Here is a 24,514-nt window from a genome sequence, read left to right as displayed (position 1 = left end):
AGGCGGGGAGTTACCCGGATAAGACCGGGTAACCGTCTGGATGTATTACAATACCATTCGCACGATATCAATATTGCCCAGTTCTTCGTACAGCGTTTCAACCTGTTCAATATGGGTGGCATTAATGGTGATAGAGACCGAGTGGTAGTTGCCTTTGCTGCTCGGTTTTACCGTCGGAGAGTAATCACCAGGCGCATGGCGCTGTACCACTTCAACCACCTGATCAACCAGCTCAGGTAACGCCTGCCCCATTACTTTGTAAGTAAATGGCGTAGGGAATTCAAGCAGTTCGTTAAGTTTGGTTTTCATGTCAGCTCCGGCATTACGTAAAAAAATAACAACTCCCGCCACAGGGCGGGAGTTTTACTGATGCATAGTATATGGGGACGAAAATTACACTTTCAAGTGTTCAATTTTTATCCGAACCAGTGATGGAACATTAATTTAATGTAATCAATGATTTTACCGAAGAAGTTCCCTTCCGGGATCTCTTGCAGTACGACCAGCGGACGCTGCTCGATGGTTTTACCGTCCAGCTGGAAGTTGATGGTGCCGACCACCTGGTTTTTCTGCAGCGGCGCGTGCAGTTCTGCGGTATTCAGTACATAGCTCGCTTTCAAATCTTTCATGCGACCGCGAGGGATCGTCAGGTAAACGTCTTTATCGACGCCCAGCGAGGCGCGATCGGTATTACCAAACCAGGCGGGTTCAGAGGCGAACTCTTTACCAGCCTTCAGCGGATTAACGGTTTCAAAGAAACGGAAGCCCCACGTCAGCAGTTTTTTGCTTTCTGTTTCACGGCCTTTATAGGTCCGTCCGCCCATCACGGCGGAAATTAATCGCATCTGGCCTTCGGTTGCGGAAGCGACCAGATTATAGCCCGCTTTGCTGGTATGGCCGGTTTTGATGCCGTCCACATTCAGGCTGTTATCCCACAGCAGACCGTTACGGTTTAACTGGCGAATGCCGTTAAAGGTGAACTCTTTTTCTTTATAAACGGCATATTCGTTAGGCACATCGCGAATTAACGCCTGACCAATCAGCGCCATATCGCGAGCTGAACTGTATTGTCCGTCGGCGTCCAGGCCGTGTACGGTCTGGAAGTGGGTATTTTTCAGCCCCAACGCGTTCACATAGCTGTTCATCAGCCCGACGAAAGCATCCTGGCTACCGGCGGCGAAATCAGCCATCGCCACACAGGCGTCATTGCCGGATTGCAGATTGATGCCGCGTATCAACTGAGAGACCGGTACCTGCATTCCCGGCTTGAGGAACATCAGCGAGGAGCCTTTAAATACCGGATTGCCGGTGGCCCAGGCATCATTACCGACGGTAACCAGGTCGGTTTCTTTAAATTTACCCGCTTTCATTGCCTGTCCGATGACGTAACTGGTCATCATCTTCGTCAGACTCGCCGGGTCGCGACGTTCGTCGGCGTTTTGTTCCGCCAGAACTTTACCGGAGTTGTAGTCGATCAGGATGTAGGATTCCGCATCGATCTGCGGAACGCCCGGGATCATAGTTTTGATATTCAGGTCATCGGCATGTGCGGTTGAGATAAACGCGGCACAAAGCGCCGTGGTGAGCGCCATGCGCTGCATAAAACGAGCGGAAAAAGTGGTCTTCATGGTCTGAACTACGACGTCCGTGATGAAATTAAAAAAAGAGCCCTACTATAGCAAAAGCATAACTGGCAGGCATCTGACTTTCCGCGTGACTTTGTTAATGTCATTTACAGAAATTGACAGTACAGATACCTGCGATCGGTTACTGCGCGCTGGCGATAAAGGACTGTAATTGTGCTTCTGTTTGCAAACGTTGCTGTAACGCGCTGGCTTCGGCTTTACTGGCAAAAGGCCCCAGTTGAATACGCCAGACCGCGCCGTTTTGTATTACGCGTCCTGGTACGCTGAACTGCTGGCTTAAACGCTGTTGGTATTGCTGCGCACGCGTTTGATCGCTGACGGCGCCGACCTGGACGACGAAACGACCGCTCGCCGCGGCGGCTGGCGCACTCACCGGGGCAGATACCGGGGCTGCGGCGGCAGGCGCGCTTACCGGCGTCGCAGTCGCTGGAGCCGTCACCGGCGCGGAAACCGGCGCTGTCTGTGGCGCCGGCGTCGGTTCATTACTCTCCAGCACGCCAGGCGCCAGCGTAGTCGGCGCGCCGAGGAAGCCGCTGCTGCTCACCGGCGCGCCGGTGGTATCGTCACTTTTCAACGTGGCATTGCTGACCGGAAGAACGTCGCCTTGCGGTTGCGCAGGCGCTGAAGAGGCGCTTCCCATTCCGCCGCTTAAATCAGGGCGCGGGGGCAGAGCGTAGGTCTGTTTCGCCACCGTCGTACAGGCCATCCCCGGGCCGGAGAGCGAACCATCCGGCGCCACGATAATGGGGTCAATCCGTACTTTAGTATTATTCGAGGTATTCAGACGATCCGCCGCCGCGCGGGACAGGGAGATGACCCGATCGGTGCCATAGGGGCCGCGATCGTTAATACGCACGACGATCATGCGACCGTTGGCCAGGTTGGTGATTCGCGCATAGCTGGGGATAGGCAGTGTCGGATGGGCGGCGGTAAGCTGCATCGGATCGAACATCTCCCCGGAGGCGGTTAAATTACTGCCGGGTTCCGCATCATAAATAGCGGCCAGGCCAGCCTGGCTAAAGCGGGACGGGTCCTGAACGATTTTATAACTTTTACCGTCACGCTGATAATCCTGGTTTGCGGTCGGATTCAGAGGTTCATAACGCGGTTCCGCTCCGCTGATTTCCACAGTCGGACCATTACATACCGCAGGTTGCGGCGCGACGGTGGTTTGCTGCTGACCGCCGTCATTAGTACATGCCGCGAGTAGTACTATCCCTGCCGCGACGCAGATTACAGGCAACTGCTTACGCATTGCGCACCCCTTATACGCTTTTCGACAACATTTTTCTGTGGGTGTGGATCGACATCACAATCCCGAACCCGGCCATCAGCACAATCAGTGCGGAGCCCCCGTAGCTGACCAGGGGTAAAGGTACTCCAACCACAGGCAGAATACCGCTCACCATACCAATATTTACGAAGACATAAACGAATAATATTAACATTAATCCGCCAGCCATCACGCGACCAAATGTAGTTTGCGCTCTGGCGGCAATCCACAAGCCGCGCATTATTAGCAAAATATAGAGCGCGAGCAGAATCAGGATGCCCACCAGACCGAGCTCTTCCGCCAGTACCGCGAAGATAAAGTCGGTATGGCGTTCGGGTAAAAACTCCAGCTGCGACTGGGTGCCGTGGAGCCAGCCTTTACCGCGCAGGCCGCCTGAGCCAATGGCGATTTTAGACTGAATAATATGATAGCCCGCGCCCAGCGGATCGGTCTCCGGATCAAGGAGCATCATGACGCGCTGGCGTTGGTAATCGTGCATCAGGAAAAACCACAAAATAGGAATAAATGCAGCGATCAATACAATGGCGACCCCAATTAAGCGCCAGCTCAGACCAGACAAAAATAGGACAAAGAGACCGGAAAGGGCGACCAGAATAGACGTCCCCAGGTCCGGCTGGGCGGCGACCAGCAGGGTAGGCATAAAGATTAATACCAGGGCGATGGCGGTATTTTTCAGCGAGGGCGGGCAGACGTCACGGTTAATAAAGCGGGCGACCATCAGCGGCACGGCGATTTTGGCTATTTCCGAAGGCTGAAAGCGAACGATTCCCAGATCGAGCCAGCGCTGCGCGCCTTTGGATATCGCGCCAAAGGCATCAACGGCGACCAGCAGAATGATACAAATGATATAGAGATAGGGCGCCCAGCCTTCATACACGCGCGGCGGGATCTGCGCCATCACCACCATGACCACCAGCCCCATCGCAATCTGACCGATTTTACGCTCCATCATGCCGATGTCCTGGCCGCTGGCGCTCCAGATGACCAACGCGCTATAAACCAGTAACGCCAGCAGAATAAGTAGCATCGTGGGATCGATATGAATTTTATCCCAGAAGGTTTTTTTGTTCGGATTATCCGTCATGATTATTGGTCCTCCGCCGCTGCAACCACCGGGTTTTCCGCAGGCAAATGGGTGTTGTTGTCGCCCAGCATGATGTGATCAAGGATTTGGCGCATGATCGTGCCTACTGCCGGGCCTGCGCCGCCGTTTTCAAGGATGATCGCGACGGCGACCTGGGGATTGTTATACGGCGCAAAGGCGGTCATTAATTTATGGTCGCGCAGGCGCTCGGCGATTTTATGCGCATTGTACGTTTCGTTGGCCTTCAGGCCAAAGACCTGCGCGGTGCCCGACTTCGCCGCGATTTTATAGGGCGCGCTGGCAAAATATTTATGCGCCGTGCCGTTAGGGCGGTTGGCGACGCCATACATGCCATCTTTCGCAATTTCCCAGTAGCCGGAGTGAATATCGCCCACCGGCGGCTCATGCGGCTGTACCCACGGCACCTGTTTACCGTTTTCCGCGGTGCTCATTAACAGGTGCGGGACTTTAACTACACCGTCGTTAATAAGGATCATCAGCGCCTTACTCATCTGAATCGGCGTTGCCGTCCAGTAGCCCTGGCCGATGCCCACCGGAATCGTATCGCCCTGATACCACGGTTTTTTAAAGCGTTTCTGTTTCCACTCGCGGGTCGGCATATTACCAGAGCGCTCTTCTGCGAGATCAATTCCGGTATAGTGACCATAGCCGAACTTACCCATCCATTCTGACAGGCGATCGATCCCCATGTCATAAGCCACCTGATAGAAGAAGGTATCTGCCGACTCTTCAAGGGATTTGGTGATATTCAGATGCCCGTGGCCCCATTTTTTCCAGTCGCGGTAGCGTTTCTCAGACCCCGGCAACTGCCACCAGCCAGGGTCGAAAAGACTGGTGTTACGGGTGATGACGCCAGCGCTTAACGCCGATACGGCGACGTAAGGCTTAACGGTAGAAGCAGGTGGGTAGACACCCTGAGTCGCGCGGTTCACTAATGGCGTGTTCGGGTCGTTAAGCAGCCCGGAATAATCTTTGCTGGAGATGCCATCCACGAAAAGGTTAGGGTCGTAACTTGGCATGGAGACCAGCGATAGCACGCCGCCGGTACGCGGATCGGTGACAATCACCGCCGCGCGACTGCCTGCCAGCAGCGTTTCAATATACTGCTGGAGCTTGAGATCCAGCGTCAGGTAGATATCGTGTCCGGCCTGCGGCGGCACCTCTTTGAGCTGGCGAATAACGCGACCGCGGTTGTTGACTTCAACCTCTTCATAACCGGTTTGCCCATGCAGAATATCTTCATAGTAGCGCTCAATGCCCAGCTTGCCGATGTCATGAGTGGCGGCGTAGTTCGCCAGTTTGTTTTCTCTGTCGAGACGCTCGACGTCTTTATCATTGATTTTCGATACGTAGCCGATAACGTGGGTCAGCGCCGATCCGTATGGATAATAGCGGCGTTTATAGCCTTTGACTTCGACGCCCGGAAAACGGTACTGGTTGACAGCAAAGCGCGCGACCTGAACTTCCGTCAGGTTTGTTTTCACCGGAATAGAAGTAAAGCGATGGGATCGGGCGCGCTCTTTTTTAAAGGCGGCGATATCGTCGTCGTTTAAATCGACCACACTGCGTAGCGCATCCAGCGTTTGCTGAACGTTATCCACCTTTTCCGGCATCATTTCAATCTGATAGATAGTGCGGTTCAGCGCAAGGGGAATGCCGTTACGGTCGTAGATTATCCCGCGGCTTGGCGCAATTGGCACCAGCTTGATACGGTTTTCGTTCGAGCGGGTCTGGTAATCGGTAAAACGGAGAATTTGCAGATTATACAAATTGGCGATCAGTACGCCGGTCAGCAGCAAAATACCCAAAAAGGCGACCAGCGCCCGACGCACAAACAGTGCGGACTCAGCCGTATAGTCACGAAAAGAATTTTGTCGTTTCATCCGCTGCTTAATCTTCTCAAGACTTCACGATCACTCACGGTGATAAGGGTGGTTGGTTGTGATGCTCCACGCCCGGTACAAACTCTCCGCGACCAGAACCCGAACCAGCGGGTGAGGGAGCGTTAACGCCGAGAGCGACCAGCTCTGTTCCGCTGCCGCTTTGCAGGCGGGAGATAATCCTTCCGGGCCGCCAATCAGCAAACTGACGTCGCGCCCGTCCTGTTTCCAGCGCTCCAGCTCATTGGCTAACTGCGGCGTATCCCACGGCTTGCCTGGAATATCCAGGGTAACAATGCGATTCTTACCGGCGGCGGCCAGCATCTGCTCGCCCTCTTTGTCGAGAATGCGTTTGATATCCGCGTTCTTGCCGCGTTTGCCCGCAGGGATTTCGATCAGCTCAAAGGGCATATCTTTCGGAAAACGGCGCAGATATTCCGTAAATCCCGTTTGAACCCAGTCGGGCATCTTCGTGCCGACAGCGACAAGTTGCAGCTTCACGCATTAACTCCAGAGTTTTTCCAGTTCATACAGGCGGCGACTTTCTTCCTGCATGACATGCACAATCACATCGCCCAGATCGACGACAATCCAGTCAGCCGCATTTTCGCCTTCGACGCCCAACGGCAGCATACCGGCCGCGCGCGACGACTGCACCACGTGGTCGGCAATAGACATAACGTGACGGCTGGAGGTGCCGGTACAAATAATCATACAGTCGGTGATACTGGATTTACCCTGAACATCTAAGGCGATGATGTCCTGACCTTTCAGGTCATCAATTTTGTCGATAACAAAATCCTGGAGTGCTTTACCCTGCAAGTTTTCCCCCTGGGTGAATAATTGCGTTATAACGATAGAAAAAAGGCCAACAGGCTGGACCGGTAAGGCGTTGCGAGTTAACGCTAACCTTCCGGCGGGACGCCGTGTAGTATACCTGAATTAGCGGCGATACCGGGACTTATGTCGCCGGATCGGCGTTTAAAACCAGATTATCATCCCATCCCACGTCACAGAAAGCATCGCCATTTTTGTAAAACAATTTCTGCAAAGCTCTGCAAGGTGAAAAAAGCCTGGCTGCGGAGAATAACAGCCTGTCGGGGGCTGTCAATGGGCGAAACCGCTGCGGCGAGAAAAAACGGAAAATTCATCACTCAGGCCGCCAGACGGCACGACTATTTAATACTTTCAGGGTGGCGAACCCTTCGCACAGGTCGATTGCGCTCCAGCATCCCTGTTCTACCCGGAAATGCCATAGCGAGGCGGCGGGCATTGCGAGCAGACGGGCAATCAACAGGCTGAGTACGCCCTGATGGCTGACGATCAGCAGGTTCTGGCAATCGCTGAACGCGTCGAGTCGCGAGATAAAGCGCTCTACGCGCCGGGTAAAAGCCTGAAAACCCTCGCCATTGGTCGGAACCGCATTCTGCCAGTCCGTACACCAGGCGGCATAGCTTTCGGCATCTTCATGGGTGAGGTCGCGGTGATGGCGCATTTCCCAGTCGCCGAAGTACATCTCATTAAGCTCAGGTAAGATGTGTTGCGGCACATCCCGGCCCTCCAGTACGAGCCGGGCGGTATGGCGCGCGCGCTCCAGCTCGCTGCATAACACCCGGTCAAATGGCGCGTGGCGCAATAAAGTATGTAGCGTTTTCGCCTGGCCAATCCCTTTTTCCGTTAACGGCGTGGGAGCATGTCCGCTATACAACCCGGCGACATTGGCCTCGGTTTCGCCATGACGCACCAGCCACAATCGCATGGTATTCCTCATGAGGTTAAATGCGCAAAACATGATAATGCCCCTGATTGCGCAACGTTTTTTTCACTAAAATAGCGTTTTTTGGCCGGAGGCATAATGGCGTTATTCAACAGCGCGCATGGCGGTAATATTCGGGAAGCCGCGACGGTGTTGGGCATCTCGCCTGACCAGTTACTGGATTTTAGCGCAAACATTAATCCGCTGGGTATGCCTGTCAGCGTGAAACGCGCGCTTATCGACAATCTGGACTGCATTGAGCGCTACCCGGACGCCGATTATTTTCATTTGCACCAGGCGCTGGCGCGTCACCATCAGGTGCCGGCATCGTGGATACTGGCGGGAAATGGCGAGACGGAGTCAATCTTTACCGTGGCGAGCGGTCTTAAACCGCGTCGTGCAATGATTGTCACGCCAGGTTTCGCGGAGTATGGCCGGGCGCTGGCGCAAATTGGCTGTGAAATTCGTCGCTGGTCTCTACGCGAAGCGGATGGCTGGCAGCTTACCGATGCCATTCTTGAGGCGTTGACGCCCGATCTGGACTGCCTGTTTCTGTGTACGCCCAATAATCCTACCGGCCTGCTGCCGGAGCGGCCGTTATTACAGGCCATTGCCGATCGCTGCAAATCGCTGAACATTAACCTGATCCTGGATGAAGCGTTTATCGATTTTATTCCGCATGAGACGGGCTTTATTCCTGCTCTTAAAGATAATCCGCATATCTGGGTGCTGCGTTCGCTGACCAAATTTTATGCCATTCCCGGCCTGCGGTTGGGATATCTCGTCAACAGCAATGACGCGGCGGTGGCGCGGATGCGTCGCCAACAAATGCCGTGGTCGGTTAACGCGCTGGCGGCGCTGGCCGGTGAGGTAGCGTTACAGGATAGCGCCTGGCAACAGGCGACCTGGCATTGGTTACGGGAGGAGGGCGCCCGGTTTTATCAGGCGCTTTGTCAGCTCCCCCTGCTGACGGTCTATCCCGGGCGGGCAAACTATCTGTTGTTACGCTGTGAGCGAGAGGATATTGATCTGCAGCGACGGTTGCTGACGCAGCGGATTTTAATCCGTAGCTGCGCTAACTACCCGGGGCTGGACAGCCGCTATTATCGTGTGGCGATACGCAGCGCTGCGCAAAACGAGCGTCTGCTGTCGGCGCTGCGCAATGTGCTTACCGGTATAACCCCTGCTGATTGATGTAGTTCAGCACGTTTTCCGGCAACAGATCGTCGCAGGATTCGCCTTTTTCCAGCCGTTCGCGGATGAGGGTTGCGGAGATATTAAGCCAGGGCGTTTCCGCCAGGTAAATTTTACCGGCTGGCAACTGGTGCAGATCGTCCGGCGTATGGGTCAGATGCTGTTCCAGCCACTGCTGGTGTTGCGCCTGCGTCATTTCAAGGGGGTAGCCGGGACGACGACAAACGATCAGGTGAGTGTTATCAAGGATGGTGTCGTAATCATGCCAGGTGGGGAAGTTAAGCAGCGAGTCCTGGCCGATAATAAACGCCAGCGGCGCTTCGGGACCCTGTTCTTCGCGCCATGCTTTCAGCGTTTGCGCAGTGTAAGAGGGCGCGTTTCGCTGTAGCTCGCGTTCATCCAGCGTAAAAAGCGGCTTATCGGCGATAGCCAGCTCCAGCATATATTTACGCTGCGCGCTGGAGGCTTCCGGCTGGGGGCGATGCGGCGGCACATTGTTAGGCATAATAATCACCCGCGATAAGCCGATCAGATTCGCCAGCGTTTCAACAGGTTTAAGATGTCCATAATGCACCGGATCAAAGGTGCCGCCGAATAAAGCCTGTAACGATTTCATATCACCCATCAATAAATACGTCTGCCAGCGCCTTATGGCAGAGCAGGAGCGACAGCCCTTCAAGATCTGCCCATACCGACTGACCATAATCCTGTTTGAGCGTAATTTCTGTACGCGTCAGTAACTGCACGGCCTGGCGAAGCTGCGCAGGATGGAGACGCTGCAACGCGTCGCCGATCATGGGGCGACGGTTTTGCCAGACCCGGTGTTTATCAAACAGCGCGCGTAACGGCGTATGCGCGGACTGACGTTTGAGATTTACCAGTAGCAGCAGCTCTCGCTGGAGGGTGCGCAGCAGAATAACCGGTTCGCTGCCTTCAAGGCGTAGCTGTTGCAGGATATGCAGCGCGCGTTTGCTTTTCCCCATCAGTAACGCATCCACCCAGTGGAAAGGGGTAAAGTGGGCGGCGTCATTGACGGCCTGCTCCACGCGAGGAAGCGTTAACTTACCGTCAGGCCAAAGCAGCGACAGTCGTTCCAGCGCCTGCGCCAGCGCCAACAGATTGCCCTCATAGCAATAGCACAGCAGTTGGTTCGCGGCGTCATCCAGTTGCAAATTCTGTGCTTTCGCTCTGGCGGCAACCCAGCGGGGAAGCTGCGCCTGCTCCGGCGTCTGACAACTGACCTGAACGCTACGGTCTGCCAGCGCGGTATACCAGGCGGCGTTTTCCTGCGCTTTGGTGAGTTTGTTTCCGCGTACTATTAATAACAGGTCGTCATGCAGCAGCTCGCTCAGCGTGGCGAGTTGCTCATTCATTGCCGCGTTAGGCCCGTTTTCCGGCAGTTGCAGCACCAGCGTTTGACGGCTGGCGAACAGGCTCATCGCCTGGCAAAGTGAGAAAAGCGATCCCCAGTCGGTACTGGGATCGAGAGTAAAAGCGTGGTGCTCTTCGAAGCCTTGCGACGCAGCCGCCAGACGAATAGCGTCCTGACTTTCCTGCAGCAGCAGCGGATCGTTGCCCAATAGCAGATATGCCGCACGCAGCCCTTCGTTGAGCTGCGCGCGGAGTTGTTCAGGATACAACCTGATCATTAGTTACTCAGCGTAGTGGAGACGCGTGCTGGCGTAGAGGCGGGCGCCGCCGTCTCATTGTCGGCGGTAGCCTCCTCTTTCGTCGCCTGAATATCCGCCGCGCGGACGCTGGTCAGCTTACGAATCAGCTGTTCAGCGGCTTTGTCGTACATCTCCTGAACGATCATGGCCTGCTCGTTATCCTTCGCCAACGCCATCTGCGGGTTATCGAAGAACGAACGGTACACTTTCGTGCTGATAGGATAGATGTCATGGCCCGGAATCAATACCGAGGCATTGACGGTCATCACCATCTGATATTCCGCCGTCTGGCCGTCCTGGAACACTGACGCCGTATCCTGCGAAATAGTCACCGTTCCAAGCCGCAGAGACGGAACGTCTTTGCGCGTTGTGTCTTTATCAAGCAGGTTTACGTTATTCAGCCGTAACTGATTACGTACCGCACGACTTAGCGGACCGTTCGGATCGCCGGAATCGAGGATCATCGTTTTCATTGAAGCCGGAACCTGCGTAGTGCTACGCAGATGCCAGCCGCATCCGGCGGTGACCAGCACCGCCAGAGATAACAACAGTGTTACCAGATATCGCACGCTTCCTCCCGCGCTTAGCCAACAACCAGATTGAGGAGTTTACCCGGAACGTAAATCACTTTACGCACGGTAACGCCATCAAGATATTTTGCCACCAGATGTTCCTGGCCTGCACGTTCACGCACCTGTTCTTCGGTGGCATCCACCGCAACGGTGATCTTACCGCGAACTTTACCGTTAACCTGCACGACAACCAGCGTGGTGTTTTCCACCATTGCCTGCTCGTCGGCAACCGGCCACGGCGCGTTGTCGATATCACCTTCGCCGCCCAGTTCCTGCCACAAGGTAAAGCAGACGTGCGGGGTGAACGGGTTAAGCATACGCACGACGGCCTGCAGCGCTTCCTGAAGCAGTGCGCGGTCTTGTTCGCCTTCCTGCGGGGCTTTCGCCAGTTTGTTCATCAACTCCATGATCGCCGCAATGGCGGTGTTGAACGTCTGACGGCGGCCGATATCATCGGTCACTTTGGCAATGGTTTTATGCACATCGCGACGCAGCGCTTTTTGATCTTCGCTCAGCGCATCGACGTTCAGCGCCGCGACAGGACCTTTAGCGGTGTGTTCGTAAACCAGCTTCCAGACGCGTTTAATAAAGCGGTTTGCGCCTTCTACGCCGGACTCCTGCCATTCCAGAGTCATATCCGCCGGAGAAGCGAACATCATAAACAGGCGTACCGTGTCCGCGCCATAACGTTCAACCATTACCTGCGGGTCGATACCGTTATTTTTCGACTTGGACATTTTACTCATGCCAGTGTAGACCAGCTCATGACCCGCTGCGTCTTTTGCTTTGACAATGCGGCCTTTTTCATCGCGCTCGACGATAGCGTCAACTGGCGAAACCCAGTTACGTTCGCCGTTCTCGCCGACATAATAGAACGCATCCGCCAGCACCATGCCCTGACACAGCAACTGTTTAGCCGGCTCGTCAGAGGTGACCATGCCCGCATCGCGCATCAGCTTATGGAAGAAGCGGAAGTAGAGCAGGTGCATGATGGCATGTTCAATACCGCCGATGTAGATGTCGACCGGCAGCCAGTAGTTTGCCGCTTTCGAATCCAGCATTCCTTCCTGATACTGCGGGCAGGTGTAACGCGCGTAGTACCATGACGATTCCATAAAGGTGTCGAAGGTGTCGGTTTCACGCAGCGCCGGCATACCGTTAACGGTGGTTTTCGCCCACTCAGGATCGGCTTTAATCGGGCTGGTGATGCCGTCCATGACGACATCTTCCGGCAGAATAACCGGCAGTTGATCTTCCGGCGTCGGCAGCACGGTGCCGTCTTCCAGGGTGACCATCGGGATCGGCGCGCCCCAGTAACGCTGACGGGAAACGCCCCAGTCACGCAGACGATAGTTCACTTTACGTTCGCCGACGCCTTTTTCCGCCAGTTTATCGGCAATGGCGTTAAACGCCGCTTCAAAGGCCAGACCGTCGAACTCGCCGGAGTTAAACAGCACGCCTTTTTCGGTCAGCGCCTGTTCGGAAAGATCCGGCTCGGAACCGTCGGCGGCCAGAATCACCGGCTTGATGGTCAAACCGTATTTGGAGGCAAATTCGTAGTCGCGCTGATCGTGACCCGGAACGGCCATCACCGCGCCAGTGCCGTACTCCATCAGCACAAAGTTTGCCGCCCAGACCGGGATCTCTTCGCCAGTTAACGGATGAATCGCTTTATAGCCGGTGTCGACGCCTTTTTTCTCCATGGTCGCCATTTCGGCTTCGGCCACTTTGGTGTTACGGCATTCGTCGATGAACGCCGCCAGCTCGGCGTTATTCGCCGCCGCTTTTTGCGCCAGCGGATGACCGGCGGCCACCGCCAGGTAAGTGGCGCCCATAAAGGTATCCGGACGGGTGGTATAGACGGTCAGGGTGTTATCGTAACCCTTCACATCGAAGGTGATTTCCACGCCTTCAGAGCGGCCAATCCAGTTGCGCTGCATCGTTTTTACGGTATCAGGCCAGTGGTCCAGCTTATCCAGATCGCGCAACAGCTCGTCTGCGTAAGCGGTGATTTTGATAAACCACTGTGGGATCTCTTTACGCTCAACTTTGGTGTCGCAACGCCAGCAGCAGCCGTCGATCACCTGTTCGTTGGCGAGAACGGTCTGATCGTTCGGGCACCAGTTAACGGCAGAAGTCTTCTTGTACACCAGGCCTTTTTTATACAGCTCGGTGAAGAATTTCTGTTCCCAGCGGTAGTATTCCGGGGTGCAGGTCGCGATTTCACGGCTCCAGTCATAGCCAAAACCCAGCGTTTTGAGCTGGTTTTTCATGTACGCGATGTTGTCGTACGTCCACGGCGCCGGCGCGGTGTTGTTCTTCACCGCCGCGCCTTCCGCCGGCAGGCCGAAGGCGTCCCAGCCGATTGGCTGCAGCACGTTTTTGCCCAGCATACGCTGGTAGCGGGCAACCACGTCGCCGATGGTGTAGTTACGTACGTGGCCCATGTGTAGTCGGCCAGAAGGATAGGGAAGCATCGACAGGCAGTAATACTTCTCTTTGCTCTCGTCTTCGGTCACTTCAAATGTGCGCTTCTCATCCCAGTGAAGCTGTACTTTGGATTCTATCTCTTCCGGGCGGTATTGCTCTTGCATGGCAGCCAGTAGTCCTGTTTTCGATACAGCTACAAATGTAGCTTTAGAGGTGGTGTTTAGATCCGCATAGCATAGCCCAAACACGCACGTCAAAACAGGGGGTAGAACATTTGTCGCGCCAGGCGTTCATGAGGAGGTGACGCAAAATGCGACACGACTGAGGCAAATTACCGCAGTTCCTGTCACCGCCAGATCGGCCTGTAAAAATAAAGCCATATAAACCAATTAGTTAAAAAATGGCACGCCTTTTGATTAGGGAAGACAGGACTAAAGCAAAGGAGTTAATCGTGAAAAAAAATGCAGTGGTGATTCACCCTCAGGATTGCGTCGCGACGGCTATTACGGCGCTCAAAGCCGGCGAAACCGCCACAATGTTCATTGGCGAACGCGAGATAAGCGTTGTGTTACATCAGGATGTGCCATTTGGCCACAAATTCGCCATCTGCGATGTGCCTTTTCATGGCGAAGTTTATAAATATGGCGAATCCATTGGCCGCGCCACTCAGGAAATAAAAAGTGGCGACTATGTGCACGTCCACAATGTGGAAAGCGAACGCGGACGTGGTGACTGGAAATAATATAAAACAAGGGAAAATGATTATGAGCAATGAGACTTTTTTGGGTTTCCGCCGCCCTGACGGCCGTTTTGGCATCCGTAATTATGTACTGATTTTACCTACCAGCGTTTGTGCGAATAAAGTCGCCCAGGATATTGCCCGGCAGGTAAAAGGCGCGACATGGGTGAATAACGATTTTGGCTGCTGCCAGGTAGCAGGCGATGCGCGTCTGACGGAAAAAACATTGATTAATGTGGCGAATAATCCCAACGTCGGCGCTATTGTGGTTGTGGGCTTAGGCTGTGAAGGCGCGGAGCCGCTGCGCATCGCAGAAGAGATTACCGCATTTGGCAAACCGACTTCCTGCATTACCATTCAGGAAGAGGGCGGCACGCTTAAATGTCAGGCCAGGGGGATTTCGCTGGCCCGCGACTATGCGCAACAACTCTCCATGCAAAAACCGCAGCAAGCACCGGTTAGCGAGCTGCTGCTGGCGATGGAGTGCGGCGGGTCAGATACGACATCGGGGCTGGCGTCTAACCCTTCCTGCGGGGTCGCCTCGGATAAGCTGATACGCTGTGGCGGAAGCTCAATTCTTTCTGAAACGACGGAATTTATTGGCGCCGAGCATGTGATGGCGAAACGCGCGGTGACGCCGGAGGTTGGTCAACAGCTCATTGATTTAGTGGTCGGCTGCGAGGCGCGAGCAAAAGCGCTGGGCGAGGATATTCGCGGGGGACAGCCGACGCCGGGCAATATTAAAGGCGGGCTGACTACCATTGAAGAAAAATCGTTAGGCTGTATGCATAAAGCAGGTCATGCGCCGCTACAGGGCGTACTGGAATATGCCGATAGTCCAACGCATCCGGGCCTGTGGATTATGGATACCCCGGGGCAGGATATTGAATCTATTTCCGGCATGGTGGCGGGTGGAGCGCAGATCGTTATTTTTACTACCGGTCGCGGAACGCCTGCCGGTAACCCAATAGCGCCGGTAATAAAAATTACGGGTAATAAAGCAACGTGGGAAATGATGCAGGACAATATTGATATTGATGTGTCCGCCATTATGTCTGGCGAGGCTTCTATTACGCAAATGGGCGAGGAAATTTATCAGGAAATTTTACGCGTCGCGAATGGGAAAACGACTAAATCAGAAGATTTAGGTCATAACGAATTCTCTATTTATAAGATCGCGCCGACGTTCTGATACCAAATCGGGCAGCACAAGCTGTCCGGTTATCTCCTGGGAATAAGCTATGAAAATTAAAAAAACACTGGAACGTTTTCCTGGTGGTATGATGGTTGTACCGCTAATCATCGGCGCATTGTTTAAAACTTTTGCGCCGGAGGCGCTGGAAATAGGCGGTTTTGTCACCTCTATTTCGCATGGCGCAATGGCGATTTTAGGCATGTTTTTAGTCTGTATGGGCGCGGATATCCAGTTTAAAGCCGCGCCGAAAGCGCTGAAAAAAGGCGCTGCGATCACCTTTGCGAAATTTGCCAGCGGCGTGATTATTGGCATTCTGGTCGGAAAATTTTGCGGCCCGGATGGGTTATTAGGTCTGTCGGCTTTAGCGATTATTTCGGCGATGACCAACTCGAACAGTGGGTTATATGCCGCGTTGGTGGGGGAGTACGGCGATGAAACCGACGGCGGCGCGATTGCGGTAATATCGTTGAACGATGGTCCCTTTTTCACCATGCTGGCGTTAGGGTCGGCAGGCATGGTGTCGATACCCTTTATGAATCTGGTGGCGGTTATTATTCCCATTATCATTGGCATGATTTTGGGCAATCTGGATGAGGACATGCGCAAGTTTCTTAAACAGGGCAGCGTGGTAACGATTCCCTTTTTTGCCTTTGGGTTAGGATACGGTATTGATTTCGCAAGACTTATCACGGCAGGTTCTTCAGGCATTTTACTGGGACTCATGACGGTGGCGATTGGCGGATTTTTTAATATTTTCGCCGATCGTCTGACGGGAGGCAGCGGCGTGGCAGGCGCGGCGGTATCCACCACCTCTGGCAACGCCGTCGCGACGCCAGCGGCAATCGCGCTGCTCGATCCGCATTTTACTGACCTGGCGTCGACGGCGGCGGCGCAGGTGGCGGCCTCGACGATTATTACCGCTCTGTGCGCCCCCTTCCTGACCGTATGGATAAAAAAACGCTACGATCGTAAACTGAACCCAGCCGCCGCAGGCGGTTAGCGTTTCGGCGGAAAATAAATCACGACGGGCGGTCTCGCCCGTTCATAAACCAACAGGATGGTGAGTGATGAATAAGACGAAAGATATAGCCGCATCTCCTCTCTGTTTTGTCTCTCCTTATCCGCAACTGGCAAAGGCTGCCGAGGCGCTGGTCGCGCAGTTGGATTACGCCGTCACTATTCATCAAACGACGCTTAATCGTATCCTGGATGAGCTACCTTTATTAGAGTCCCGTGGGCACCAGGTACTGATTAGTCGTGGCGGCTGTGCGGAAATATTAAAAAAGCACAGTAAATTACCGGTAGTCGAAATTAAAATGTCCGGCTACGACATTCTTGATGCGCTTATCCCTTTTAAAGGACAAAAAGGCACTGTCGGTATTGTCGGCTTTTCCAGTGTGATCAAAGGATGCGCGCGCGTAGCGGAACAGTTAAATATTAACTATAAAATTTTTACCTTACAGGGAAATGATAAAGAAACGATTTCTTGCCTGAAGCAACAATTAGCGTCCACGCCATTAGATTGCATTGTTGGCGATACCGTTTGTCAGGATTATTTTTCACCGCTGGGCTCGCAATTCCGTTTACTTGATTCCAGCCCCGCCTCAATAACCGAAGCTCTGGAAGAAGCCCGCTCATTATATCTGGCTTTTCGCAGCCAATTACTGGAGCGTCATCATCTGCAGCTGATTCTCGATCAGTTTGATAAAGCTGTTATCACGCTTGATGATACCGGCGCGTTACTGCATTACAATAAATATGCGAGCCAACTTTTTAAAATTAACGCCTCCGGTGAAATTTATGACGCATCTTTCCTGAAACAGGTATTGCACCAGGAGCGGCATACATTACGTGAGGGAAAAACCGTCAGCGCGAAAGTCGTCGATACGCCGCAAGGCGCGATGGTGGTTAATCTGTATCCGGTATTTGCGGCCAGACAGTTAAGCCGGGTAGTGTTGACGATGCAAACCGTCTCCAGTTTACAGGGGGCGGAACATCATGTTCGCCGCCAGGAACTGTCTCGCCGCGGCTTGAGCGCCCGCTATCATTTCGACGATCTGCTTACCGAAAACCCGGAAATGCTGCGTCGTCTGGCGATCATTAAAAATTATGCCGGTACGGACGCGACTATCTTAATTAATGGCGAAAGCGGGACGGGAAAAGAGGTGCTGGCGCAAAGTATTCATAATGCCAGCCAACGCGTCAACGGCCCGTTTGTCGCCATTAACTGCGGCGCGATGGCCCCTCAGATTCTGGAAAGCGAACTCTTTGGCTATGTCGCCGGCGCATTTACCGGCGCGTCGCCGAAAGGCAAAATAGGCCTGTTTGAATTAGCGCACCACGGTACCATTTTTCTGGATGAGATCAGCGAACTGGATAAACCGCTACAGACGCGCTTATTACGGGTATTGCAGGAGCGGCAGATTATGCGGCTGGGCTCAGACCAGATGATACCTGTTGATATTCGTGTGATTGCGGCGACCAATCAGACGTTAACGAAGCTCATTGCGGACGGGACATTTCGCGAAGATCTTTACTATCGGCTTAACGTATTAAAAGTGACCACCATCCCGCTACGCAAACGTCCGGAGGATATCAAAGCCATCGGCCTGTCGCTGCTTACTAGTTTCAGCCAGCATTATAAACGCCCGGCACTAACGTTAACCCCGGCGCTGTGGCAAGAGCTTCAGCGCTTCGCCTGGCCCGGAAACGTCAGGCAGTTAAGCAATATTATCGAACGGCTGGTACTCTCTATTGATCACTCCCCGGCAACGCTGGATGAGGGTCGCCTCTTGCTGGACGATTTGGAAGAGGGGAGCCGACGCGAGCCAACTACCTGCCACGACTGCCAGATGCTGGCTGGCGATTATAAAACGATTCGCCTGCGTATTTTGAGAAAATTATTAGAGGCGGAAAGGGATAATAAATCGTTAGTGGCGAAACGGTTAAATGTCGATCGTACCTCGCTGACGCGCTGGATACGCGAGTCGGCCTGACAAGAATTTACAGACTCTGTGGGCAGCCTTGCAAAGCGTAACGCAAATAACGTCTATTATTATAGGCAGTTAACGATCCAAGAGGTGAAGTGATGAACAAGGTTGCTCAATATTACCGTGAACTGGTGGCCTCATTAAGCGAGCGTTTACGCAATGGCGAGCGCGACATTGATGCGCTGGTGGAGCAGGCGCGCCAGCGCGTGATGCAAACAGGGGAGTTAACGCGAACCGAGGTGGACGAACTGACGCGCGCTGTCAGACGCGATCTGGAAGAGTTCGCCATGAGCTACGAAGAGAGCCAGGAAGATAGCGTCTTCTTACGGGTGATTAAAGAGAGTCTCTGGCAGGAACTGGCGGACATTACCGACAAAACCCAGCTGGAATGGCGTGAAGTCTTCCAGGATTTGAATCACCACGGCGTGTATCACAGTGGCGAAGTGGTGGGGTTGGGGAATCTGGTGTGCGAGAAATGCCACTATCATCTGGCGGTTTACACGCCGGATGTGTTGCCGCTCTGCCCGAAGTGTGGCCACGATCAGTTCCAGCGCAGGCCGTTTGAGCCGTAAGGTTCATTATCGTGAGCGGACGGTTGCCGTCCGCCATGTTAAGCGTGCAGTTGGGCTTCCAGTTTGCGGATCTCTTCGTCGACGTTCCATTTGCCCGTGGGCTGTGCTTTTTTGAACCAGTAGAGCGCTTGTTGTAGGTCTTGTGCGGTACCGTGTCCATCTCTGTACATGCATCCGAGGTTGTACCAGCCCGATGAATTGTTACATTCTGCTGATTTGTGGAACCATTCCAGTGCTAGCGAATAATTTTGCTCGACGCCATGACCGCATTTATACATCCAGCCGATGCTGTTATAGGCATCATCGTCACCCTGGTCTGCCGCTTTTCGAAACCAGTATATTGCCTGCTGGTAATCTTGTTTGATACCTTTTCCGATGTAATAACAATAGCCCATCTGATATTGCGAGTAGCTGCTCTCTTGTAGCGCGCTCTTCTTGTACCAAAGGGCGGCAAGGGATAAATTTTTCCGACATCCTTTCCCATTGCCATACATATACGCCAGTCTTTCCTGGCTGGCGCAATGGCCTTGTAATGCTGCCTGTTTAAACCAGTAGAGTGCCTGTGTATCATTTTGCTCTACGCCAGTTCCTGAATGATACATCCTCCCGAGATTATATTGCGCAAGGTTGTGGCTCTGTTCTGCTCCTTTGCGATACCAGGCAACGGCCTGGGCATAATCTGGAGCCATCCCGGTTTCTCCTTCCTGAACCCAGCCTAATGTGTTGAAAGCGTGTCGGTGTCCTTGCTGTGCGGCTTTTTCTGACCAGAATAAAGCCAGCGTATTATCTTTCATGTCGGTAGGCGTGTCTTTGTATCGTAAGCCGAGCCAATATTGCGCCTCGCAATGCCCTTGCTCGGCCGCCTGCTGTAGCCAATAAAAAGAGAGCTTATCCTCTTCGCTGCCATCTATACGTTCGTCATTATATAAACGGCCTAATATATATTGAGCTTCACTATTTCCTGACTGCGCCAGTTCGGTTAATTGTGCTAAAGATACGTTGTCGCAGGGATGACTGGTTATGGAATGATTCATTTTTTAATTTATCCCGCCATTGTTTTTTAGATTAATAATATATTGCGATTTGGCTTTGTTGTACTCTATTTTAGTTTTCAATTGCGTTTTTATTTGTGGTGTGAATATATTTTGGCGATTTATTATGGATAAAGAATCACAATATTTACTCTTTGCACTTTCCTCGCCGATGGAAGTATTGAACGAGGACTGTTTACCTTCACATTCGTCACCGAAAATGTATTTAGGTGTAAAACGTTTCGATCTTGAATCGTCGTGGGGTATTGAAAATCGCGATGAACTGCTTCAGACCATTTCCCGCATGACGGATGACGGTCATGCCACACAACTGGAATGGCTATATCGCCGCTGGTTTAGGTATGCGCCGCAGGAGTGGCAGGAGTATACCGACGCGCTGGATGAGGGAGATCGCATTTATGCCCGATTCGTCGCTGATACCGCCGTGTATTGCGGCGAAGGTGGTATTCGTAGCTGGGATTATGTGCGGATGGGGTTTCTCTGCCGCATGGGCGTGCTCAATGAATGGCTGACGGAAGAGGAGAGCCTGTGGCTGCAGTCGCGGATACAGCTTCGTGCGCTCAGCTATTATTCCGGCTGGTTGCAATATTTCAGCGCTTATTACACCGGGCGTTTGTACTGGCAGTTACGGAATGGCGATAACCTACCGTTGCTACGCGAGACATTCGCCCGTAAGGAGTTTGATGACGCGGGGCGACGTATGATGAATAAGCTGATCGCCGGGAAGGACAGTTTTTACGCCACGCTGCCGTGGCGCTACCTGCCCCATTACCCTGAATGCCCGGACACGCTTCAGGAGGTGAGCGATCTATGAAAACCTGTTGGCAAGTCCTTGGCATTGAGGCCACCACGGATACCGACGCCATTCGTCAGGCTTATCTGGCGCTGCTGCCGTCATTTCATCCGGAAACCGATCCGCAGGGTTTTAAGCAATTGCGAGAAGCCTATGAATACGCATTGCGGTTTACGAAATCTCCCGCCATAACGATGGTTGAAGAGGATCCCGATACCCCGTGGGTGAATTATCTCAGGGAGATATTCGGTGATTTGCTGGCGGATGGCGAACGGCGCTTTCAGCCGCAGGCATGGCAGGAGTTTATCCAACAGATCAATAAATTATCGATTTCACAGGTCGAAAAATCGCGCTGGTGGCTGTGCGCTATCGCGATGAAGACCTTTCCTGTTTCGTACTCGTGTCTGAAACTGCTGTCAGATCGCCTGGCTTGGGAACAGGGGAGTGATAATCGAGATGTCGATGCCGAGGAGGTGGAGGATCTTTTGTTTGAAATCCGCCGTGGCGACCTGTTTGATTATTCTCTATTGCTGCATTTGCCAGTGACGGTACAAAACCAGACCATTGCTTTTTATGATGCCCTGGACAGCACCTTTTTCGAGCATCCTCTCTATTTCGCCCAACTTATGGCCCAGCACGGCGCCTGGATTATCCCGGACAATCTACGCTTTCAACGACGTCTGTTACGCTGGTTCAGCACCTTGCACTGGGGTATTGCGGAGCTGCTGCCTGTCGCCCTGGCATGGCAGGAAGCCGAACCCGATAACGCAACGCCGGGTTATTACTACTTAGCCCAGCGCGTATTTTGCGGTGAAGGCGATAGCCTGCTGCCAGAACTTTACGCGCAGTGGTGGGCGCATCCTTCTACCCAGCTTGACGATCTGTTGCTGCGCTGGTGCCGTCAGCATCGACCGGACTTTTTCCCGCTGCTGGTGATGGCGGTTGAGGGGCGTGAACAGGTGGATATCGATGGCGAATCGTTGCTGTATATTCCCGGCTCAAGCGCGCGTACCTGTTTGCTGTGGGCCGAGGCGCTGCACAGCGGCGCATTATCGCCGCTAAGCGAAAGTTTTATTGCGCGGCGTTTGAATTATGGCGCGCCAGCGGTGAGTGAGGCGCATAGCCAGCATCCATACTGGCTGTTGTATCAGGTGGCGGATAGCCTGGCGTGCGCCGAGGAGCCGTCAGCGGCATTGTTACAGAGTCTGGTAACGAAGCTTGATGCGCCGGATATCTGCCCGTTGGAAGCGCTGGTTATTCGCGGGTTGCTGGGGCGGGCTGCGGCTGTCGCCACACCGTGTGAAGCTGTAGTCGCAGATGAAGAACCGGTGACGACGGTGACTTCGCCGAGTACGGAGGAATCTGGCGGCGGCTTTGGCCTCTGGCAGGTGATTAAAATCATTTTATTTATTGGCGTTGTCGGCCATGTATTACGCCAGTTTATGCATTAGGGATATCGAATATGGACAAGGAAGAACAATATTTACTTTTTGCGCTCTCCACGCCGATGGAGGTGCTATATATCGGCAATGAGCCTTCGCATACCTCTCCAGCAATGTATACCGGAATTCCTGCTGTCGATCTCTCCGATTCATGGGGGATTGATAACCGTGAAGATCTTATTCAAACCATCTATCGGATGACGGACGATGGTCATGCGGCAGATTTGGCTCCCTTTTATATCCGCTGGTTTACGCTATCTCCTCGTCAATGGCGCGAATTTACCGCGCAGTTTGGCGAGCAGGGCCAGATTTATGCGCGATTTGTTGCCGAAACCGCACTATGCTGCGGGTGCGGAGGCATTAAAGCCTGGGACTATGTGCGTATGGGGTTTTTATGCCGGATGGGGGTGTTGAATCAATGGCTGACGGAAGAGGAAAGCCTGTGGCTGCAATCGCGTATCTATGCGCGGGCGTACTATTTTTACGACGGTTGGACGCAATATTTTGCCGCCTATTCGTTGGGTCGGCTGTACTGGCAGGCTAAAGGGGACACCATACAGGCATATTTCGCTCACCTAAAGTACGACGCTTCAGGCGCGCGGATGTTTAATGAACTGGCCTCTACGACAGAGAGTTATTATGCGCAGCTACCGTGGCGTCCGCTCAGCGAACAACCGACATGCCCGGAAACGCTTAAAGGAGTGAGCGATTTATGAATATCTGTTGGGAAATCCTGGGCATTGAACCTACCACCGATCTGGAATGTATCCGTCAGGCTTATCTTGCCCTGTTGCCCTCATTCCACCCTGAGAGCGATCCGCAGGGTTTTAAGCGATTGCGCCAGGCCTATGAAGAAGCGCAGCACTGGGCCGCCTCGCCTGCGGAGGACGCAAAAACGGAAGAGGTGGGCGACGAACATGAAATACTGGTGGCGTTCAGGGAATTGCTGGCATCAGAGCGCGATCGCTTTCAGCCCTCGGCATGGCAGAAATTTATTCAGCAATTGAACCAGTGTTCAATGGATGAGATAGATAAGCTGCGCTGGCAATTGTGCGATATCGCCATGAAAACGGAAACGATCTCGCTGTCTTGCCTGGCATTGTTGGCGCAGCGTCTGAACTGGCAGCCGCAGGAAGCAGAAGATGATGCTGATGGAGAAGATCTGGAAGCATTTCTGGAGACCGTAAAGCGGGGCGATGCGTTTGATCTGCTAAGTCTGGCCAAATTGCCTCTTGTTGTTCAAGACCAAACTGACGCCTACTTTTTTAAGCTTGAGCGTATCTGGCGCTTTTATCCCGAACATTTTGCCGATGCTCTGCAGGTTCAGGGAGCCTGGATAATTCCCGATGATAAACAGCTGCATCGTAAACTATTACACTGGTTTAGCGCCGAGCAGTGGGGCATGGCCGAACTGGTCGATATTGCTCGTCGCTGGCAGGCCGCGGAGCCGGATAACGAAGATGCGCACTATTACCTTTGCAAACAGCGTTTGCTCTGCGGCGAAGGAGAAAGCCTGTTGGCCGATCTTTGCGATTTCTGGCAGCGTTACCCCTCCACGCAGGCGGACGACCTGTTGCTGGGCTGGTGCCGCCAGCACCGGCCTGATTTCTTCCCGCTGGCGGTGATGGCGATCGAAGCGCGCTGTATGGCGGATGCCGAATATGTCCCCGGTGAAAGTGCGCGCACGCGTTTACTGTGGGCCGACATTTTGCACAGCGGTAGGTTATCACCGCTGGGGCGTTCATTTGTTGACTCCCTGTTTTATAAGCGAAAAGCGATGGCGTGGGCAAATTCACGGCTGAGTACCCAGGGAGAACCCGAAACGCCGCTGTTGGATCTGTACCGGACGGCGGAGCAGGTGGTGCTGGAGGCGTTTCCCAAAGAAAAGCCCTTTTTTCGTCTGCTGATCCGGCTGGAGGAGGGGCAATCCTGTCCGCTGGAGGCGCTGATAACGCAGGCATTGTCATCTAAAATTGCCATGAAGCCAGGCGATATTCGCGACAAAAAGGAGCTGGCGGAAGAGCTCAGGCTGGCGGCTGAGAAAAAATTGTCTTCTGAAGCGAAAACCGAAGCACCCCGTCAGGCGGAATCTGGCGGGGTGATGAAAATCATGAAGATTGTCGGTTTGATCGCGTTGATTGTCTGCGCGTTAAATCGATTCTTCCATTTTTTCTGAACAGGGGC

The 24,514-nt window shown here is 53.4% G+C and carries 23 protein-coding genes; 10 read left to right on the top strand and 13 right to left on the bottom strand.

Annotated elements, in window-relative coordinates; all coding sequences use genetic code 11:
- Positions 1 to 45: 45 nt before the first annotated feature.
- From ybeD to K8W53_RS15770, 8 genes are all read right to left on the bottom strand, one after another.
- Complete coding sequence (gene ybeD, locus K8W53_RS15805) at positions 46 to 309, bottom strand: DUF493 family protein YbeD (RefSeq protein WP_000850547.1); 264 nt, start codon at positions 307 to 309, stop codon at positions 46 to 48.
- Between the two features lie 107 nt (positions 310 to 416).
- Positions 417 to 1,628 (bottom strand): D-alanyl-D-alanine carboxypeptidase DacA, encoded by a 1,212-nt coding sequence (gene dacA / locus K8W53_RS15800; RefSeq protein ID WP_000858711.1) that lies wholly within the window; start codon positions 1,626 to 1,628, stop codon positions 417 to 419.
- Positions 1,629 to 1,767: 139 nt separating this feature from the next.
- Positions 1,768 to 2,901, bottom strand: coding sequence for an endolytic peptidoglycan transglycosylase RlpA (gene rlpA / locus K8W53_RS15795; RefSeq protein ID WP_023201922.1), 1,134 nt, complete (start codon positions 2,899 to 2,901; stop codon positions 1,768 to 1,770).
- A gap of 10 nt (positions 2,902 to 2,911) precedes the next feature.
- Positions 2,912 to 4,024 carry a peptidoglycan glycosyltransferase MrdB gene (mrdB, locus tag K8W53_RS15790; protein ID WP_000131713.1) on the bottom strand — a complete coding sequence of 371 codons (1,113 nt, stop codon included), beginning with the start codon at positions 4,022 to 4,024 and terminating at the stop codon, positions 2,912 to 2,914.
- Positions 4,025 to 4,026: 2 nt separating this feature from the next.
- Positions 4,027 to 5,928, bottom strand: coding sequence for a peptidoglycan DD-transpeptidase MrdA (gene mrdA / locus K8W53_RS15785; RefSeq protein WP_000828700.1), 1,902 nt, complete (start codon positions 5,926 to 5,928; stop codon positions 4,027 to 4,029).
- Positions 5,929 to 5,958: 30 nt separating this feature from the next.
- Positions 5,959 to 6,426: a 23S rRNA (pseudouridine(1915)-N(3))-methyltransferase RlmH gene (gene rlmH, locus K8W53_RS15780; protein WP_000776107.1), complete on the bottom strand. Its 468-nt coding sequence runs from the start codon at positions 6,424 to 6,426 to the stop codon at positions 5,959 to 5,961.
- Between the two features lie 3 nt (positions 6,427 to 6,429).
- Positions 6,430 to 6,747, bottom strand: coding sequence for a ribosome silencing factor (gene rsfS / locus K8W53_RS15775; RefSeq protein ID WP_001161670.1), 318 nt, complete (start codon positions 6,745 to 6,747; stop codon positions 6,430 to 6,432).
- A 328-nt stretch (positions 6,748 to 7,075) separates the two neighbouring features.
- Complete coding sequence (locus K8W53_RS15770; RefSeq protein ID WP_001241923.1) at positions 7,076 to 7,684, bottom strand: adenosylcobalamin/alpha-ribazole phosphatase; 609 nt, start codon at positions 7,682 to 7,684, stop codon at positions 7,076 to 7,078.
- Positions 7,685 to 7,780: 96 nt separating this feature from the next.
- Here K8W53_RS15770 and cobD point away from each other — a divergent pair, with 96 nt between their 5' ends.
- Positions 7,781 to 8,875: a threonine-phosphate decarboxylase CobD gene (gene cobD, locus K8W53_RS15765; protein WP_023223955.1), complete on the top strand. Its 1,095-nt coding sequence runs from the start codon at positions 7,781 to 7,783 to the stop codon at positions 8,873 to 8,875.
- On the opposite strand, the gene nadD is transcribed toward cobD, so the two are convergent.
- From nadD to leuS, 4 genes are read right to left on the bottom strand one after another with little or no spacing between them, the layout of a single operon-like run.
- Positions 8,850 to 9,491 (bottom strand): nicotinate-nucleotide adenylyltransferase, encoded by a 642-nt coding sequence (gene nadD / locus K8W53_RS15760; protein WP_001518902.1) that lies wholly within the window; start codon positions 9,489 to 9,491, stop codon positions 8,850 to 8,852. The genes cobD and nadD overlap by 26 nt on opposite strands.
- Before the next feature lies 1 nt (position 9,492).
- On the bottom strand, positions 9,493 to 10,524 hold the full coding sequence (gene holA / locus K8W53_RS15755) for a DNA polymerase III subunit delta (protein ID WP_000620491.1): 1,032 nt from the start codon (positions 10,522 to 10,524) through the stop codon (positions 9,493 to 9,495).
- Positions 10,524 to 11,114: an LPS assembly lipoprotein LptE gene (gene lptE, locus K8W53_RS15750; RefSeq protein ID WP_001269950.1), complete on the bottom strand. Its 591-nt coding sequence runs from the start codon at positions 11,112 to 11,114 to the stop codon at positions 10,524 to 10,526. Before lptE ends, holA begins: the two co-directional genes overlap by 1 nt.
- Before the next feature lie 14 nt (positions 11,115 to 11,128).
- A complete protein-coding gene (leuS, locus tag K8W53_RS15745; RefSeq protein WP_001157916.1) occupies positions 11,129 to 13,711 on the bottom strand; it encodes a leucine--tRNA ligase in 2,583 nt (860 codons plus the stop codon).
- A 236-nt stretch (positions 13,712 to 13,947) separates the two neighbouring features.
- On the opposite strand from leuS, the gene K8W53_RS15740 reads away from it, so the two are divergent.
- The 5 genes from K8W53_RS15740 (at position 13,948) to K8W53_RS15720 (ending at position 19,043) form a co-directional block, all read left to right on the top strand.
- A complete protein-coding gene (locus K8W53_RS15740; protein WP_001574029.1) occupies positions 13,948 to 14,289 on the top strand; it encodes a UxaA family hydrolase in 342 nt (113 codons plus the stop codon).
- A 16-nt stretch (positions 14,290 to 14,305) separates the two neighbouring features.
- Positions 14,306 to 15,478, top strand: a complete 1,173-nt coding sequence (locus tag K8W53_RS15735; protein ID WP_001670689.1) for a UxaA family hydrolase — start codon at positions 14,306 to 14,308, stop codon at positions 15,476 to 15,478.
- 49 nt (positions 15,479 to 15,527) lie between these two features.
- On the top strand, positions 15,528 to 16,481 hold the full coding sequence (locus K8W53_RS15730; protein ID WP_000694477.1) for a 2-keto-3-deoxygluconate permease: 954 nt from the start codon (positions 15,528 to 15,530) through the stop codon (positions 16,479 to 16,481).
- Between the two features lie 67 nt (positions 16,482 to 16,548).
- Positions 16,549 to 18,477, top strand: coding sequence for a sigma-54 interaction domain-containing protein (locus K8W53_RS15725; protein ID WP_001648283.1), 1,929 nt, complete (start codon positions 16,549 to 16,551; stop codon positions 18,475 to 18,477).
- A gap of 92 nt (positions 18,478 to 18,569) precedes the next feature.
- Positions 18,570 to 19,043 (top strand): zinc ribbon-containing protein, encoded by a 474-nt coding sequence (locus K8W53_RS15720; RefSeq protein ID WP_001044885.1) that lies wholly within the window; start codon positions 18,570 to 18,572, stop codon positions 19,041 to 19,043.
- 38 nt (positions 19,044 to 19,081) lie between these two features.
- On the opposite strand, the gene K8W53_RS15715 is transcribed toward K8W53_RS15720, so the two are convergent.
- Entirely contained in the window at positions 19,082 to 20,077 is a 996-nt protein-coding gene (locus K8W53_RS15715; RefSeq protein ID WP_001016626.1) for a tetratricopeptide repeat protein, read from the bottom strand.
- 124 nt (positions 20,078 to 20,201) lie between these two features.
- On the opposite strand from K8W53_RS15715, the gene K8W53_RS15710 reads away from it, so the two are divergent.
- Genes K8W53_RS15710 through K8W53_RS15695 form a run of 4 tightly spaced genes read left to right on the top strand, consistent with a single transcriptional unit; the run spans position 20,202 to position 24,506 of the window.
- Positions 20,202 to 20,909 carry a DUF1266 domain-containing protein gene (locus tag K8W53_RS15710; RefSeq protein WP_023223956.1) on the top strand — a complete coding sequence of 236 codons (708 nt, stop codon included), beginning with the start codon at positions 20,202 to 20,204 and terminating at the stop codon, positions 20,907 to 20,909.
- Positions 20,906 to 22,339, top strand: a complete 1,434-nt coding sequence (locus K8W53_RS15705) for a J domain-containing protein (RefSeq protein ID WP_023223957.1) — start codon at positions 20,906 to 20,908, stop codon at positions 22,337 to 22,339. The genes K8W53_RS15710 and K8W53_RS15705 overlap by 4 nt, the downstream gene beginning before the upstream one ends.
- An 11-nt stretch (positions 22,340 to 22,350) precedes the next feature.
- Complete coding sequence (locus K8W53_RS15700; RefSeq protein ID WP_058654718.1) at positions 22,351 to 23,046, top strand: DUF1266 domain-containing protein; 696 nt, start codon at positions 22,351 to 22,353, stop codon at positions 23,044 to 23,046.
- Positions 23,043 to 24,506: a J domain-containing protein gene (locus tag K8W53_RS15695; RefSeq protein WP_052939235.1), complete on the top strand. Its 1,464-nt coding sequence runs from the start codon at positions 23,043 to 23,045 to the stop codon at positions 24,504 to 24,506. Before K8W53_RS15700 ends, K8W53_RS15695 begins: the two co-directional genes overlap by 4 nt.
- The last annotated feature ends 8 nt before the right edge of the window (positions 24,507 to 24,514 follow it).

It is taken from the genome of Salmonella sp. A29-2 (assembly GCF_020150755.1).
GTDB classification, from domain to species: Bacteria; Pseudomonadota; Gammaproteobacteria; order Enterobacterales; family Enterobacteriaceae; genus Salmonella; species Salmonella enterica.
Note: the sequence above shows the minus strand (reverse complement) of the source record. Positions and strands in the feature narration are given on the sequence as shown.